Annotated in this window: 13 protein-coding genes; 4 read left to right on the top strand and 9 right to left on the bottom strand. The window is 71.6% G+C overall.

The genetic code is table 11. From position 1 onward, the window contains the following. Positions 1-41: 41 nt before the first annotated feature. The 3 genes from ACN269_RS31300 to aspS form a co-directional block, all read right to left on the bottom strand. On the bottom strand, positions 42-659 hold the full coding sequence (locus ACN269_RS31300; RefSeq protein ID WP_421475907.1) for an ArsR/SmtB family transcription factor: 618 nt from the start codon (positions 657-659) through the stop codon (positions 42-44). Positions 660-723: 64 nt separating this feature from the next. Beyond that, positions 724-1,533, bottom strand: coding sequence for an SDR family oxidoreductase (locus ACN269_RS31295; RefSeq protein WP_421475905.1), 810 nt, complete (start codon positions 1,531-1,533; stop codon positions 724-726). Positions 1,534-1,634: 101 nt separating this feature from the next. Further along, entirely contained in the window at positions 1,635-3,440 is a 1,806-nt protein-coding gene (gene aspS / locus ACN269_RS31290) for an aspartate--tRNA ligase (RefSeq protein WP_421475903.1), read from the bottom strand. A 156-nt stretch (positions 3,441-3,596) separates the two neighbouring features. Here aspS and ACN269_RS31285 point away from each other — a divergent pair, with 156 nt between their 5' ends. Then, on the top strand, positions 3,597-4,313 hold the full coding sequence (locus ACN269_RS31285; protein WP_421475901.1) for a DUF998 domain-containing protein: 717 nt from the start codon (positions 3,597-3,599) through the stop codon (positions 4,311-4,313). Positions 4,314-4,376: 63 nt separating this feature from the next. On the opposite strand, the gene ACN269_RS31280 is transcribed toward ACN269_RS31285, so the two are convergent. Next, entirely contained in the window at positions 4,377-5,420 is a 1,044-nt protein-coding gene (locus ACN269_RS31280) for a S1 family peptidase (RefSeq protein WP_421475899.1), read from the bottom strand. Positions 5,421-5,799: 379 nt separating this feature from the next. Then, positions 5,800-6,276: a winged helix-turn-helix transcriptional regulator gene (locus ACN269_RS31275; RefSeq protein WP_421475897.1), complete on the bottom strand. Its 477-nt coding sequence runs from the start codon at positions 6,274-6,276 to the stop codon at positions 5,800-5,802. A gap of 55 nt (positions 6,277-6,331) precedes the next feature. Between ACN269_RS31275 and ACN269_RS31270 the strand changes: the two genes are divergently transcribed. Next, on the top strand, positions 6,332-6,838 hold the full coding sequence (locus ACN269_RS31270; protein ID WP_421475895.1) for a PaaI family thioesterase: 507 nt from the start codon (positions 6,332-6,334) through the stop codon (positions 6,836-6,838). A 148-nt stretch (positions 6,839-6,986) separates the two neighbouring features. Here ACN269_RS31270 and ACN269_RS31265 read toward each other — a convergent pair whose 3' ends face one another. The 3 genes from ACN269_RS31265 to ACN269_RS31255 form a co-directional block, all read right to left on the bottom strand. Further along, entirely contained in the window at positions 6,987-7,928 is a 942-nt protein-coding gene (locus ACN269_RS31265; RefSeq protein WP_421475893.1) for an acyl-ACP desaturase, read from the bottom strand. A 70-nt stretch (positions 7,929-7,998) separates the two neighbouring features. After that, complete coding sequence (gene hisS, locus ACN269_RS31260) at positions 7,999-9,327, bottom strand: histidine--tRNA ligase (RefSeq protein WP_421475891.1); 1,329 nt, start codon at positions 9,325-9,327, stop codon at positions 7,999-8,001. Positions 9,328-9,399: 72 nt separating this feature from the next. Next, positions 9,400-10,110 carry an MBL fold metallo-hydrolase gene (locus ACN269_RS31255; RefSeq protein ID WP_421475889.1) on the bottom strand — a complete coding sequence of 237 codons (711 nt, stop codon included), beginning with the start codon at positions 10,108-10,110 and terminating at the stop codon, positions 9,400-9,402. A 266-nt stretch (positions 10,111-10,376) separates the two neighbouring features. Here ACN269_RS31255 and ACN269_RS31250 point away from each other — a divergent pair, with 266 nt between their 5' ends. After that, positions 10,377-11,249 (top strand): peptidylprolyl isomerase, encoded by an 873-nt coding sequence (locus tag ACN269_RS31250; protein ID WP_421475887.1) that lies wholly within the window; start codon positions 10,377-10,379, stop codon positions 11,247-11,249. Positions 11,250-11,311: 62 nt separating this feature from the next. Beyond that, on the top strand, positions 11,312-12,151 hold the full coding sequence (locus ACN269_RS31245) for a peptidylprolyl isomerase (protein ID WP_421475885.1): 840 nt from the start codon (positions 11,312-11,314) through the stop codon (positions 12,149-12,151). A 66-nt stretch (positions 12,152-12,217) separates the two neighbouring features. Here ACN269_RS31245 and ACN269_RS31240 read toward each other — a convergent pair whose 3' ends face one another. Further along, positions 12,218-14,743: a RelA/SpoT family protein gene (locus ACN269_RS31240; protein WP_421475883.1), complete on the bottom strand. Its 2,526-nt coding sequence runs from the start codon at positions 14,741-14,743 to the stop codon at positions 12,218-12,220. Positions 14,744-14,902 lie beyond the last annotated feature (159 nt).

The following is a 14,902-nucleotide window of genomic DNA, read 5'->3' as shown; positions in this document are numbered from 1 at the left end:
TCGCGACTGCGGGGCCCGCAAACCCGGCTCACTCCTCGCGCTCATCGGGGGCCGTCCAGCAGCGGATAGGCGGCCAGGAAGACGTGCACCGGCCGGGCCTGCGGGTCGGCGGGCTCGGCCGTGTCGACCGACTCGGCCTCCCGGTGGTAGCGCTCCAGCACCTGCCACACCTCCGCCTTGAGCGCCTCCAGCCGCTCGCTCGGGATGGTCATGAAGATGTCGCCCATGCCGAAGGCGTCCCGCCAGGCGGGGGACCACTCGTGCTGGTTGGCGAACCAGCGGTCGGCGTGTTCGACGAGGAGGCGCACCTGGTCGCCCTGGATCCATTCGATAGCGGCACGGGCGTCGGGGTCGTCGTCGAAGTCGCTCGGATCCCAGCTCGTGACGTCGTGCGCAGCCTGCCACCAGCGCTGCCGCCCGCTGCCCCGGTCGGGATCCTCGGTGACCAGCCCGACCTCGGCGAGTTGGCGCAGGTGGTAGCTGGTCGCGCCGGTGTTGGTGCCGAGCAGCTCGGCGAGGGTGGTGGCGGTGGCGGGCCCGTTCACCCGCAGGGCACCGACCAGTCGCATCCGCAGCGGGTGCGCGAGCACCCGGACCTGCCGCTTGTCGATCCGCACCTCCCGCGGAGCGGGCTGCGGAGTCGCTTCGTCATTCACCATGACTGCACACTATCTTTGCACACTTGTCATGCACAAGAGTTGTGCACAGGAAGTGTGCGTGATGTCAGACCAGGAGTTCCCGTACCCCGCGCAGGTGCGTCCGCAGCAGGCCGGCCGCGCGGGTGGAGTCGAGGCGTACGTCGCCGGGGCGCACCACGCCGACGGCGGCGGCCGTGGTGGTCTTCAGTCCCGTCGCGTCCAGCCCGAACCGCTCGGCGACCAGCAGGCCCAGCTCGGCCCGGCTGACGGCGTCCGCGCCGGCCACGTTGAGCAGTCCGGCGTACGACGAGTGGGCCAGCTCCAGTACGGCGTCGGCCAGGTCGGTGACGTCGACCGGGCACCGGACCTCGTCGGTGAACAGGACGGCCCGGCCGGCGAGCGCGTCCCGGCAGAGCTGGATCTGCTTGCTGCCCTCCCCGAGGATCAGCGAGGTACGCACCAGCGCCGCGCCGGGATCGATCGCGCGCACGGCGGTCTCGGCCGCCGCCTTCGCGGCCCCGTACGCGTTGACCGGGCTGGGCGGCTCGTCGTCGAGGTACGGCTGGGGCCGGCCGCCGTGCAGCGCGTCGCTGGACAGGTGCACCAGGCGGGCGCCCACCTCGGCGGCGGCGAGGGACACGTGGGCGGCGCCGTCGGCGGTGACCGTCCAGTCGTCGTACCGGTAGGGGGTGGCGACCACGGCGTCCGGCCGCACCTCGGCGACCAGCGCGCGCACGGCAGCCCGGTCGGTCACGTCCAGCCGCCGCGCCACCACCCCGGAAACACCGACGTCACCACGGTGGAAGGTGCCGACCACCGACAGCCCCGCACGTACCCCCCGCCGACACACCTCCCGCCCGAGAAACCCACTACCCCCGACGACAAGTACCCGCATCTCCGCCCACTCCCCCGTTGATCAAGAGGTCTGCGTCATCTCGCGGGGCGATGATGACGCAAACCTCTTGGTCGACCAAGCAGGGGTCGGACCGAACCGGGTCAGACCGGGTCGGCTACCGGGGCGGCCGGTCCGGCGGTGCCGGTGTGGGCCGTGGCCGCGGGCTTGGGCTTGGCGTCGATGCCGGCCTCGGCGCGCTGCTGGCCGGTGATCGGGGTGGGCGCCCCGGTCAGCGGGTCGAAGCCGCCCCGGGTCTTCGGGAACGCGATGACCTCGCGGATGGAGTCCGCGCCGGCCAGCAGCATGCAGACCCGGTCCCAGCCGAATGCGATTCCGCCGTGCGGCGGGGCACCGTACTTGAACGCCTCCAGCAGGAAGCCGAACTTGTCCTGCGCCTCCTCGGGGGTGATGCCGAGCAGGTCGAAGACCCGCTGCTGCACGTCGCCCCGGTGGATACGGATCGAGCCGCCACCGATCTCGTTGCCGTTGCAGACGATGTCGTACGCGTACGCCAGCGCCCGGTCCGGAGCCTCCTCGAACCGGTCCACCCACTCCGAGTTCGGCGAGGTGAACGGGTGGTGCACGGCCGTCCAGCCGCCCTCGTCCGTCTTCTCGAACATCGGCGCGTCGACCACCCAGCAGAACGCCCAGGCGCTCTCGTCGATGAGGCCGGAGCGCTTGGCGATCTCGACACGGGCCGCGCCCAGCAGCTCCTGCGCCTCGCGGGTGGTCGTGCTCGCCGCGAAGAAGACCGCGTCGCCCGGCTTCGCGCCGACCGCGTCGGCGAGCCCGCCCAGGTGCTCGGCGGAGAGGTTCTTCGCCACCGGGCCGCGCGCCTCGCCGGTCTCGGCGTCCAGCACCACGTACGCCAGGCCCCGCGCGCCGCGCGCCTTGGCCCAGTCCTGCCAGCCGTCCAGCTCCTTGCGGCTCTGGGCCGCGCCACCGGGCATCACCACCGCGCCCACGTAGCCGCCCGCGTCGATCGCGCCGGCGAACACCCGGAACTCGGTGCCGCGCAGGTAGTCGGTCAGCTCGGTCAGCTCGACGCCGTAGCGCAGGTCCGGCTTGTCCGAGCCGTACCGGGCCATCGCGTCGTGCCAGGTGATCCGCGGGATCGGCCGGGTGATCTCGTGCCCGGCCAGGTCCTTCCAGAGCGCCGAGACGATCGCCTCGCCGAGGTCGATCACGTCGTCCTCGGTGACGAAGGACATCTCGATGTCGAGCTGGGTGAACTCCGGCTGCCGGTCGGCGCGGAAGTCCTCGTCGCGGTAGCAGCGGGCGATCTGGTAGTACCGCTCCATGCCGCCGACCATCAGCAGCTGCTTGAACAGCTGCGGTGACTGCGGCAGCGCGTACCAGCTGCCGGGCTGCAACCGCACCGGCACCAGGAAGTCGCGAGCGCCCTCCGGGGTCGACCGGGTCAGCGTCGGCGTCTCGATCTCCAGGAAGTCCCGCTCGTGCAGCACGCCCCGGGCGAGCTGACTGGCGCGCGAGCGCAGCCGCAGCGCGTTCGCCGGGCCGCTGCGGCGCAGGTCCAGGTAGCGGTACTTGAGCCGGATGTCGTCACCGGCCTCGACCTGGTCGTCCACCGGCAGCGGCAGCGGCGCGGCCTCGGAGAGCACCTCCAGCGCGGCGGCGGTCACCTCGACCTCGCCGGTGGGCAGGTCGGGGTTCTCGTTGCCCTCGGGGCGGCGGGTCACCTCGCCGGTGACCTTCACGCAGAACTCGTTGCGCAGCGCGTGCGCGTCCTCCTCGCGGAACACCACCTGCACGACGCCGGAGCCGTCGCGCAGGTCGACGAAGATGACACCGCCGTGGTCGCGCCGGCGGGCCACCCACCCGGCGAGCGTCACCGTCGAGCCGGCGTCCGCGGCGCGCAGGCTTCCGGCATTGTGGGTACGGATCACGGCTGGCAACTCCTCATCGTGGAACAGTCCTTCACCCGCATTGTGTCAGGGGTGACCGCCCCCGCTGGGGGGCACCCGTCAGGCCCGCGTGATTAGCTGGTGGGGTGAGCCGGCGAACCCCGGGCGACGGGCCCCGACGCCGGTTAGCGTGACCTGATGCGCGCCGTACCGAACTGGGGCGTCGCCACGGCGGTGGCCGCGCCGGTGCTGCTGGTGGGCGGCTGGACGGTCGCGGGCGCCCGGCAGCCCGCCGGGTACGACCCGATCCGGGACACCATCAGCGAACTCGCCGGGCCGGACGCCACCGACGCCTGGATCATGATCAGCGCCCTGGTGCTGCTCGGCTGTTGCTATCTGGCGATCGCCGCGGTGTTGCACGCGGCCGGACTTCCGAGTCGCTTCCTGCTCGCCGTCGGCGGCGTGGCCACCATCGCGCTCGTCGCGTTTCCTCGGCCGACGGTCGGCGGCTCGCTCAGCCACGGCATCGTGGCGACCGTCGCCGTGCTGGCACTGGCGCTCTGGCCGGCCGGGTCGGCGCTGCGGCTGCCGCGTGGCCCGGACGCCGCGCACCCCCGGGTGCCGCAACCGCCCTGGGCGTTTCGGCGCGGTGTGGCGGTGAGCGCCACCCTCGTGCTGCTGGCCCTGTTCGGCTGGTTCGCGTTCGAGGTGACCAGCGGATCCCGGACCGGTCTGGCCGAGCGGGTGACGGCGGTGGGCGTCTCACTCTGGCCGCTGCTGGCGGTGTTGTCGGCCCGCCGGGCGCACCTCGCGTGGGCCACCGGGGCCACACCGCTCGGGCCGACCCTGCCGGCGACCCGTGTCGTACCCCCGGATCCGCTGCTGCCGACGGACGGCCCGGACCGGCTCGCGTGAGCCGACCCGCACGCGCGACGCGGGCCGCCGGAGTGCCCCGGCGGCCCGCGTGCGGTACGTCGATCAGAAGACGCTGACGCCGTAGACGCTGAGCGGCTCGGTGACGGGCTGGAAGAAGGTGGTACCACCGGTGCGGCAGTTGCCGCTGCCGCCGGACGTGAGGCCGAGCGCGGTGCTACCGGAGAAGAGCGAGCCACCGCTGTCGCCACCCTCGGCGCAGACGTTGGTGCGGATCAGGCCGGAGACCGAGCCCTCGGCGTAGTTCACCGTGGCGTTGGTCGCGGTCACCGAGCCGCTGCGCAGGCCGGTGGTGCTGCCCGAGCGCTGCACCGACTGGCCGACGGACGCGTTGCCGGCGCCGGTGATGTCCCGGTAGCTGCCGTTGTAGAGGTAGACGTTACCGGCGGCGTTCGCGGAGTTGCTGTGCCGCACGATGCCGTAGTCGTTGCCCGGGAAGCTGGTGCCGGTACGGGTGCCGAGCAGGCTGGTCTGGCTCGAGTTCGAGTACCAGTTGGTGCCGAGGTTGGTGCAGTGCCCGGCGGTCAGGAAGTAGTAGGTGCTGCCGCTGCGCACGTTGAAGCCCAGCGAGCAGCGGTAGCCACCGGTGTAGATGGCCTGGCCACCGGAGATCCGGGTGCTCAGCACGCCGGCCTCGGCCTCGACCCGCACCGCGCCGTTGGCACGCGCGGCGGCCGCCTTGACCCGCTCCAGCTTGGCGCCGGTGACGGTGCTGTCGACGGAGACGACCACCTGGTTGGTGACCGGGTCGCTCCACCAGGCGGTGCCCGGGATCTTCGCCGAGCGCTCCAGCTCGGCGGTGGCCCGGTTGAGCTCGGCGGCGCCCCGGGTGACGTACCGGACGCTCGCTCCGGCCTTGCTGACCGCGCTCGCGGCGGCGGCGTCGGTCACGGTGACGACGGTCTTGCCGCTGGCGTCGATGTACGAGCCGGCGGAGCGGTCGCCGAGCGCGGCGGAGAGGGCCGCGCCGGCGTCGGGCGAGGCGGCGGGGGCGGCCTGGGCGGGTGCGCCGATGAGCGAGCCGACGACCAGGGTTCCGGTCACGGCGACGGTCGCCGCAACACGGAAGGAGGACCTCGTGGGTCGCATGTAACAAACCTCCTGGGCGGGGGAGACGGGTCTGGCCGGGGGTGGCTGACCCGAGGGCAACCCGGCCGATCTGCGAAAACCGGTCGAGTGAACTGAAGTATTCACATACTTAAGATCATTGACAAGAGCTGGTTTCGCCCGAATTCGTCGACCGGCACCGATGACGCCGCCGCAACACCATGGACACACTCGTGGGCATCTGCCGTCACACCCCAACGACCGCCGGATCTCTTTCGGACAGCCCCGGGCAACGACTGAGGTTGATGCCACAACGGACGGGCGTGCGCGCGTCGAACCGTCACAGCGCACAGGTGCCCGCGACGCCGGGCCGTCGCAGCGGGCGGACGCCCGCGACGCCTCGGATGGGCGGCGGGCGGCGTCAGGGGGTGCGGCGGCGCGCGCCGGGCCCCGGGCGGGGCAGCACGTCACGCGGTTCCCGCACCTGGTGCCCGTCGGCGCAGCGCAGTTCGGCGCGCACCTCGGCGCCGCAGTCGCGGTGCTCCACGCGCAACGGCGCGCCCTCGGCGTCGGCCAGGTACCTGTCGCCCCAGCCGAGCACGGCGACCAGCACCGGCCAGAGGGCGAAGCCCATCTCGGTCAGCCGGTACTCGTGGCGCAGCCGGCTGCCGGGCTCCCGGTACGGCTCACGACGCAGGACACCCCGCTCGACCAGCAGGGCCAGCCGGTTGGTGAGAACCTGCCGCGGGATCCCGGTGCGGACCCGCATGTCGTCGAAGCGTCGTACGCCGCTGAACACCTCGCGCAGCACCACCATGGTCCACCGCTCGCCGAGGATCTCCATCGCACGCGCGATGGTGCAGTTCTCCACCGACCAGTCCAGTGCCGCGGGCCTCATCCGACCAGGCTAGGTCTCATTGACAGACTCAGCAACATCCTGCCACGCTGCGTCCATGACACAGACTCAGGAGCCGGCGCGGAGCCGTACCTTCACCTGGTCGGACCCGGCGGCCAACGCCGCGCAGGTCGGTCGGCGCAGCGGCCTCGACATGCTCCGCGCGATGATCGCGGGGGAACTGGCCGCGCCCCCGGTGATGCACCTGCTCGACATGGCCCGCATGGAGGCCGACGAGGGGCGTGTCGTCGTCGAGCTGACCCCGCAGGAGTTCCACTACAACCCGCTGGGCACCGTGCACGGCGGCGTCCTCTCGACGCTGCTGGACACCGCCGCCGCCTGCGCCGTACACACCACGCTGCCCGCCGGGGTCGGCTACACCTCGCTGGACCTGAACGTGAAGTTCCTCCGGCCGGTCACCGTCGCGAGCGGCACGTTGCGCTGCGAGGGCACCGTCCTGCAACGCGGACGCCGCACCGCCCTGGCCGAAGCCCGCCTGAAAGACGCCCAGGACCGCCTGGTAGCCCACGCCACCAGCACCTGCCTACTCCTCCCCCTCCCCTGACCCACCCCGCCTCGACCCCACCCCTTTGCCGTCGATCTTGCAGTTCCTGTCGCCGAAACGCGGGCTGCGCCCCGATTCGTGACAGCAGAAAGTGCAAGATCGACGGGGTGGGACGCGCGGGGTGGGGCGCGCGGGGGTGGGTGGGTTGTTAGCGGAGGGCTAGGCGGGCGGCTCGGGCGTCGCGCTTCTCCTCGAAGCGGGACGCCGCGCGGTCCAGGTCCGCCAGCTGGGCGGCGAGCTGCTCTCTCGCGGCTTCGCCGTCGGCGTTGAGGCCGGTCACGTTGAAGACGTCCCACTGGCGCAGCACCGGCTGCAACACCTCGTCGCGGTGCTGGCGCAGGTCGTAGATGCCGGCGAGGGCGATCGCCACCGACTTGCGGGCGAAGCCCTCGATGCCGTTGCCGGGCATCTGGAAGTCGGCGACAACGTCGGCGACGGCCCGCATGGCCTGACTCGGGGCCAGCTCGAACGCGGCGGCCAGCAGGTTCCGGTAGAAGACCATGTGCAGGTTCTCGTCGGCGGCGACCCGGGCCAGCAGCGCCTCACAGACCGGGTCCCCGGTGGCCTTGCCGGTGTTGCGGTGCGAGATCCGGGTGGCCAGCTCCTGGAACGAGACGTACGCCAGCGAGTGCAGCACCTCGTCGTCGTGCGCGTTGACGTAACCGGCGGACATGTGGGTCATCCGGGCCCGCTCCAACGCCACCGGGTCGACGGCCCGGCTGACGGTCAGGTAGTCGCGGATGGCGACTCCGTGGCGCCCCTCCTCGGCGGTCCACCGGTGCACCCAGGTGCCCCAGGCGCCGTCGCGGCCGAACAGGGTGGCGATCTCGTGGTGGTACGAGGGCAGGTTGTCCTCGGTCAGCAGGTTCACGATCAGCGCCGTGCGGGCCACGTCCGGGATGGTGGAGTCGGTGGGCGACCACGCCTCACCACCGAGCGGCCCGTCGAACGTACGACCCTCGCTCCACGGCACGTACTCGTGCGGGAACCACTCCTTCGCCAGCGAGAGATGGCGGTCCAGGTTGCGCGCGACTACCGGCTCCAGCTCGACGAGCAGGGCGGTCTGGCTCAGTGTGGTGCTCACGGTCACGAAGAACTCCCTACGGTGGCGTAACTTACGCTACCGTAGGTCCCCGCGACCGTTAGCGCCAGTGGGAGTCTCAGTTCACCGCCGGCCGGAGGTCGGCGGCCGGCGGCGTCCAGGCCTGCGCGTCGGCCATGACCTGCTCGCCGGAGCGGATGTCCTTCACCTCGTCCGCCACGCCGTCGGCCCCCGGGAACCAGACGTACGGGATGCCGCGCCGCTCGGCGTACCGGATCTGCTTGCCGAACTTGGCCGCGCTCGGCGACACCTCGGTGGCGATCCCCCGCCGACGCAGCGCCGCCGCGATCGTGTCGCTGGCCGCACGGTGCTCCTCGTCGGCGAGCGCCACCAGGACACAGGTGGGCACCGACCGGGAGACGGACAGCTCCCCCGCGCCGAACAGCAGCCCGAGCAGCCGGGTCACCCCGATCGAGATGCCCACCCCCGGGTACGAGGTGGTGCCCGCGGTGGCCAGGTTGTCGTACCGGCCGCCGGAGCAGATCGAACCGAACCGCTCGTAGCCGCGCAGCTGGGTCTCGTAGACCGTGCCCGTGTAGTAGTCCAGGCCGCGCGCGATGCGCAGGTCCGCCACGCAGAGGCCGGGCGAGTGCCCGGCGGCGGTCTCCACCACCCGGACCAGCTCGTCGACGCCCTCGTCGAGCAGCGGGTCGGTGACCCCGAGCGCGCGTACGGCGTCGGCGAAGGAGGCGTCCGGCGCGGAGATCTCGGCCAGCGCGAGGCACGCCTTGGCCTGCGCCTCGCTCGCCCCCGCGGTCTCGGCCAGCAACTCGACCACCTTCGCCGGGCCGATCTTGTCGAGCTTGTCGACGGTGCGCAGCGCCGCCTCCGGGTCGGTCACCCCGACGCCCCGGAAGAAGCCCTCCCAGATCTTGCGGTTGTTGACCTGGATGGTCACCGGTGGGATGGGCAGGGCGCGCAGCGCGTCCCCGATCACCAGCGGCATCTCCGCCTCGTGGTGCGGGGCCAGGGTGTCCCGGTCGACGATGTCGATGTCGGCCTGGACGAACTCCCGGTAGCGCCCCTCCTGCGGCCGCTCCCCCCGCCACACCTTCTGGATCTGGTAGCGGCGGAACGGGAAGGCGAGCTTGCCGGCGTTCTCCAGCACGTAGCGGGCGAACGGCACGGTCAGGTCGAAGTGCAGCCCGAGATGGTCGTCACCACCGGCGCCCTCGGCGTCGGCGTGCAGCCGCCGGATCACGTAGACCTCCTTGGAGGTCTCCCCCTTGCGCAGGAGCTGGTCCAGCGGCTCCACCGCGCGGGTCTCCAGCGGGGCGAACCCGTACAGCTCGAAGGTGTCGCGGATCTTCCCGAGCACGAACTGCTCGATCATCCGCTGGCCGGGGGTCCACTCCGGGAACCCGGAGATGGGCGTGGGCTTGCTCATCGCGTACTCCTTGCGGTTCCGCGCCCGCGGCGCGGTGGTGTCGTGGGTCCGCGCGCGGCGCGGACGAATGATCTAGAGACCCCGGGTGGGCGCGGCCGGCGACGTGCCGGCCACCTCGACGAGGTACGGGTTGCTGGCGCGCTCACGGCCGATGGTGGTGCTCGGTCCGTGGCCGGGCAGCACGACGGTGTCGTCGGCCAGCGGAAGGATCTTGTCGCGCAGGCTGGCGAGCATGGCCGGCATGCTGCCGCCGGGCAGGTCGGTGCGGCCGATCGAGCCGGCGAACAGGACGTCGCCGGAGAGGCAGATCTCGTCCGCCTCCCAGCCCGACCCGGCGCCGGGCAGCCGGAACAGCACAGACCCGCCGGTATGGCCCGGTGCGTGGTCGACGGCGATCTCCAGGCCGGCGAGCGTGAGGGTCGCGCCGTCGGTCAACTCGGCCACGTCCTCCGGCTCGCTGTAGCTCAGCCGGCCGCCGAAGAGCGACGTCAGGTCGGCCGAGAGGCCCTTGGCCGGGTCGGCGAGCATCTCCCGGTCGCCCGGGTGCACGTACGCGGTGATCCCGCGGGCGTCGCAGACCGGCGCCACCGAGAACGTGTGGTCCAGGTGGCCGTGGGTCAGCAGGACCGCAGCCGGATGCAGGCGGTGCTCGGCGAGCAGCGCGTCGAGCTGGTCGAGCACCCCGATGCCGGGGTCGACCACCACGCACTGCTCCCCCGGCGCGGTGGCGACCACGTAACAGTTGGTGCCGAAGGCGTCCGCGGGAAAGCCGGCCACGAGCACGGGCGCTGTCCTCTCCGTCGAGCTGTCGTCCTGCCCAGCAGCCTATCGGGCGGGCCGAGCGGGTTTGCCGCGTCCGTCCCACAGGCCCCGGGCGGCACAGTGACAACCTCCGATAAGCGCTGCTCGGGACGGGGTGCACCTCGTACACCACATTCCCAGTCACTAGCCGTACACTCTGGCGGGCGTGTGGCGCGGCACACGCGACGCCCGGACGGGCCGCAAGGGCCGGCCGCCGGTGACGATCAGGCGAAGAAAGGGGAGCACCTGTGGCTTCCAGCAGGGACCGGCAGCGCAAACTGGCGCGGGCCAAGCTCGACCGGCAGATGGCCCGCCGAGCGGCCGCCACACGGCGTCGTCGGCAGATCCAGGCCGGTGTGGGCGCCTTCCTGGTCCTCGCGGTGATCGTGGCCGGCTCGGCCTGGGCGCTCGGGGCGTTCGACTCCGACCCGAAGCAGAACACGGCGGCCGAGGAGACCTGCCTCTGGACCCCGCAGGACGCGACGGCGAACACCAACCTCAAGGACGTGGGTACGCCGCCGACCAAGGACCTGCCCACCGACGGCACCCGGCCGATGACCGTCACCACCAACCAGGGCGCGCCGATCACCGCCGAGCTCAACCTGACCAGCTCGCCGTGCGCCGCCGCGAGCATCGCCCACCTGGCGGGCCGGTCGTTCTACGACAACACCAAGTGCCACGAGATCACCGCCGACGGCGCGCTGCGCTGCGGTGACCCCAGCGGCACCGGCCTGGGCGGGCCCACCTACTCGTTCTACGACGAGGACCTGCCGACCGCGCCGTCGCCCTCGGCCAGCCCCGCGCCCGGACAGCCGCCGACGTACCCCAAGGGCACCGTCGCGATGATCTCCAACCCGCCGGGCGTCAACGGCAGCCAGTTCCTGATCTTCTTCAAGGACTTCACCACCGCGGACCCGAAGTACCCCGTGATCGGCAAGGTCACCGGTGGGCTGGACGTGGTGGAGAAGATCGGTGCCCAGCCGACCGTGGACAATGGGACCGGGGCGAAGGTGAAGCCCAAGACCGACGTGGTGATCCAGAGCCTCACGGTCGGCGAGCCGGTCACCGGCGCGGCACCGCCGCCGTCCGGCGCCCCGGCCAGCAGCCCGAGCGCCGGCTGACCCCGGTCGCCCCCCACCCACCCGAGCGGCACCCCGCAGCAGACAGCCAGGAGGATCCAGGCGTGACGTCCACCAGAGAGCGGCAGCGCGCGGCGGCACGCGCCCGACTCGAGAAGGAGATGGCCGAGCGGTCGGCCAAGGCCCGCAAGCGCCGCCAGACGCAGGCGATCGTCGGCGCCGCCGCCGCGCTGGTGCTCGTGGTCGCCGGCACCGTCTGGCTGGCCACCAGCCTCGGCGGCGACGACGACAAGGGCGAGAACGCCGCGTCGGCGCCCGGAGCGTCCGAGTGCGTCTACAACGCGATGCCGGCCGACCAGCGGTCCCCGCAGATCAAGGACGTCGGGGTGCCGAGCAACCAGCAGTCCGCCCAAGGCGTGCAGACCATGACGATCGACACCAACCTGGGCCCAATCACGGCCAAGGTCGACCGGTCGCAGGTGCCGTGCACCGCAGGGGCGTTCAGTCTCCTCGCCGAGAAGAAGTTCTTCGACAACACCAAGTGCCACCGCCTGGTAACCGAGGGCATCAAGGTCTTGCAGTGCGGTGACCCGAGCGCCACCGGCAAGGGCTGGCGCGACACCGACGGCACGGGTGGCCCGAGCTTCCGGCTGCCGGAGGAGAACCTGCCCACCGACAAGCGTCCGCCGTACCCGGAGGGTGTCATCGCGATGGCCAACTCCGGTCAGCCGGGCAGCACCGGCAGCCAGTTCTTCATCGTGTACGGCGACTCGCCGCTCGACCCGGCGTACACCGTGCTGGGCACCGTCACCGGTGGTATGGACATCGTCAAGGACGTGGCCAAGGCCGGCGACGACGGGGCGTTCGCCCAGCAGGCCGGTGGCGGCCACCCGAAGAAGGAGGTCGTCATAAAGACCCTCACGATGAGCAACCCGCAGGGCTGACGCCCGCCAGGATGACGAAGCGCCCGCCGGCTGAGCCGGCGGGCGCTCTCGTGTCTGGGGTACGCGTCAGGCGCCCGAGGTGACCCGGTACGCGTCGAACACGCCGTCGACCTTGCGAACGGTGGCCAGCAGGTGGCCCAGGTGCTTCGGATCGGCCATCTCGAAGCTGAACCGGCTCACCGCCACCCGGTCGCGGGTGGTGGTGACGGTCGCCGACAGGATGTTGACCCGCTCGTCGGAGAGCACCCGGGTGACGTCGGCGAGCAGCTTGTGCCGGTCCAGAGCCTCGACCTGTATCGCCACCAGGAACGTGGAGGCGGACGTCAGCTTCCAGCTCACCTCGACCACGCGCTCGGCCTGCGCCCGCAGGTCCTCGGCGTTGGCGCAGTCGTCCCGGTGCACGCTCACCCCACCGGAGCGAGTGACGAACCCGAACACCGAGTCCGGCGGGACCGGGGTGCAGCAGCGCGCCAGCTTGATCCAGACGTCGCTGACGCCCCGGACCACGACACCGGGATCGCTGCTGCTCTGCCGGCTGCGCGGCGGCCGGGTGGCGACGGCGGTCTCGGCGATGTCCTCCGCCGCGCCCTCCTCGCCGCCGTACGCGGCCATCAGCTTCTGCACCACCGACTGCGCGGAGACCTGGCTGTCACCGACCGCCGCGTAGAGCGAGGCGACGTCGGCGAGGTGCAGGTCCCGGGCGATCGACATCAGCGCGTCGGAGGTGAGCATCCGCTGCAACGGCATGCCCTGCTTGCGCATCGCCTTGACGATCGCGTCCTTGCCGGCCTCGATCGCCTCCTCGCGCCGCTCCTTGTTGAAGTACTGGCGGATCTTGGTGCGGGCGCGCGGGCTCTTGACGAAGCCCAGCCAGTCCTGCGTCGGGCCGGCCGTCTCGGACTTCGACGTGAAGATCTCGATCACGTCGCCGTTGGACAACGTCGATTCCAGTGGCACCAGCTTGCCGTTGACCCGCGCGCCGATGCACTTGTGCCCGACCTCGGTGTGCACCGCGTACGCGAAGTCCACCGGCGTCGACCCGGTCGGCAGCGGGATGACGTCGCCCTTGGGGGTGAAGACGTACACCTCCTGGCTGGACAGGTCGAAGCGCAGCGCGTCCAGGAACTCGCTCGGGTCGGCCGCCTCGCGCTGCCAGTCCAGCAACTGCCGTAGCCAGGTCATCTCGTCGATGTGCGCCGGCGGGCCGACCACCTGGGTGCCCTTGTGCTCCTTGTACTTCCAGTGCGCGGCGATACCGAACTCGGCGGTACGGTGCATCGCGTACGTGCGGATCTGCATCTCCACCGGCTTGCCGGTGGGCCCGATGACCGTCGTGTGCAACGACTGGTACATGTTGAACTTGGGCATGGCGATGTAGTCCTTGAACCGGCCCGGCACCGGCTGCCAGTTGGCGTGGATGACCCCCAGCGCCGCGTAGCAGTCCCGCACCGTGTCGACCAGGATCCGCACACCCACCAGGTCGTAGATGTCGTTGAAGTCGCGACCCCGCACGATCATCTTCTGGTAGATCGAGTAGAGGTGCTTCGGTCGGCCGGTCGTCTCCGCCTTGATCTTGGCGGCCTTCAGGTCGGTACCGACCTTCTGGGTGACCTGCCGCAGCAGCGACTCGCGCTGCGGCTGGTGCTCACCGATCAGCCGGTTGATCTCCTCGAACCGCTTCGGGAAGAGCGTGCCGAAGGCCAGATCCTCCAGCTCCCACTTGATCGTGTTCATACCGAGGCGGTGGGCCAGCGGCGCGAGGATCTCCAGAGTCTCCTTGGCCTTCTGCTCGCGCTTCGGCGCCGGCAGGAAGGACAGGGTACGCATGTTGTGCAGCCGGTCGGCCAGCTTGATCACCAACACCCGCGGGTCCTTGGCCATCGCCACGACCATCTTGCGGATCGTCTCGGCCTTGGCCGCGTCGCCCAGCTTGACCTTGTCCAGCTTGGTGACGCCGTCGACCAGCAGGGCGACCTCGCCGCCGAAGTCGGCGCGCATCGCGTCGAGGGTGTACTCGGTGTCCTCGATCGTGTCGTGCAGCAGCGCGGCGACCAGCGTGGTGGTGTCCATCCCCAGGTTGCCCAGGATGGTGGCCACCGCGAGGGGATGCGTGATGTACGGGTCGCCGGACTTGCGGTACTGCCCGGAGTGCCACCGTGCGGCCGTGTCGAAGGCACGCTGGAGCAGCCGCGCGTCGGCCTTCGGGTGGTTCTCCCGGTGGCTGGCGATGAGCGGCTCCAGCACCTCGCTGACCTGCGAGGTCTGCCAGGGCGCGTTGAACCGGGCCAGGCGGGCGCGCACGCGCCGGCCGGTAGGTGCGTTCGAGAACCCGAAGCCACCGCTCGGCGACGGGTCGACGCCGAGGTCCGTCGGGAACGGAACCACGACCCCGTCCGCGCCGGGCGACGCCTCGACGGCGCTCGCCGTGACATCGGCCGGAGCCGTCGCGCTGTCGGCAGGAGCCCTGCCGGAGCCGTTGTCGGTGCCCGTCACCCGGGCCGGCACCTCGCCGTTCCGGTCGGTCACCGAGCCGTCAGCGTCGCCTGTGGGGTGCACCGTGCCCTCCGCCGGAGGGACGACATCGTGGGACACCGGCCTCCTCACCGCTCGCCGGAAACACGCCGGCCGTGTGTCGGCCGGCCTGGTCTCGCGTCACCGGACGGCGTACCGCCCGCGTCAGCAATGGGCAATGCTACCCGCACGGACGGTCCCCTGCCGCTCCGCCGGACGGCCGACGCCCGCGCGGCCGGC

The sequence above is a fragment of the Micromonospora sp. WMMD736 genome (assembly GCF_049179015.1).
Lineage (GTDB): Bacteria > Actinomycetota > Actinomycetes > Mycobacteriales > Micromonosporaceae > Micromonospora.
Note: the sequence above shows the minus strand (reverse complement) of the source record. Positions and strands in the feature narration are given on the sequence as shown.

Coding starts and splice junctions, on each gene's coding strand:
- ACN269_RS31300 (WP_421475907.1), bottom strand. CDS start 659: ATGGTGAATGACGAAGCGACTCCGCAGCCCGCTCCGCGGGAGGTGCGG.
- ACN269_RS31295 (WP_421475905.1), bottom strand. CDS start 1,533: ATGCGGGTACTTGTCGTCGGGGGTAGTGGGTTTCTCGGGCGGGAGGTG.
- ACN269_RS31285 (WP_421475901.1), top strand. CDS start 3,597: ATGCGCGCCGTACCGAACTGGGGCGTCGCCACGGCGGTGGCCGCGCCG.
- ACN269_RS31280 (WP_421475899.1), bottom strand. CDS start 5,420: ATGCGACCCACGAGGTCCTCCTTCCGTGTTGCGGCGACCGTCGCCGTG.
- ACN269_RS31275 (WP_421475897.1), bottom strand. CDS start 6,276: ATGAGGCCCGCGGCACTGGACTGGTCGGTGGAGAACTGCACCATCGCG.
- ACN269_RS31270 (WP_421475895.1), top strand. CDS start 6,332: ATGACACAGACTCAGGAGCCGGCGCGGAGCCGTACCTTCACCTGGTCG.
- hisS (WP_421475891.1), bottom strand. CDS start 9,327: ATGAGCAAGCCCACGCCCATCTCCGGGTTCCCGGAGTGGACCCCCGGC.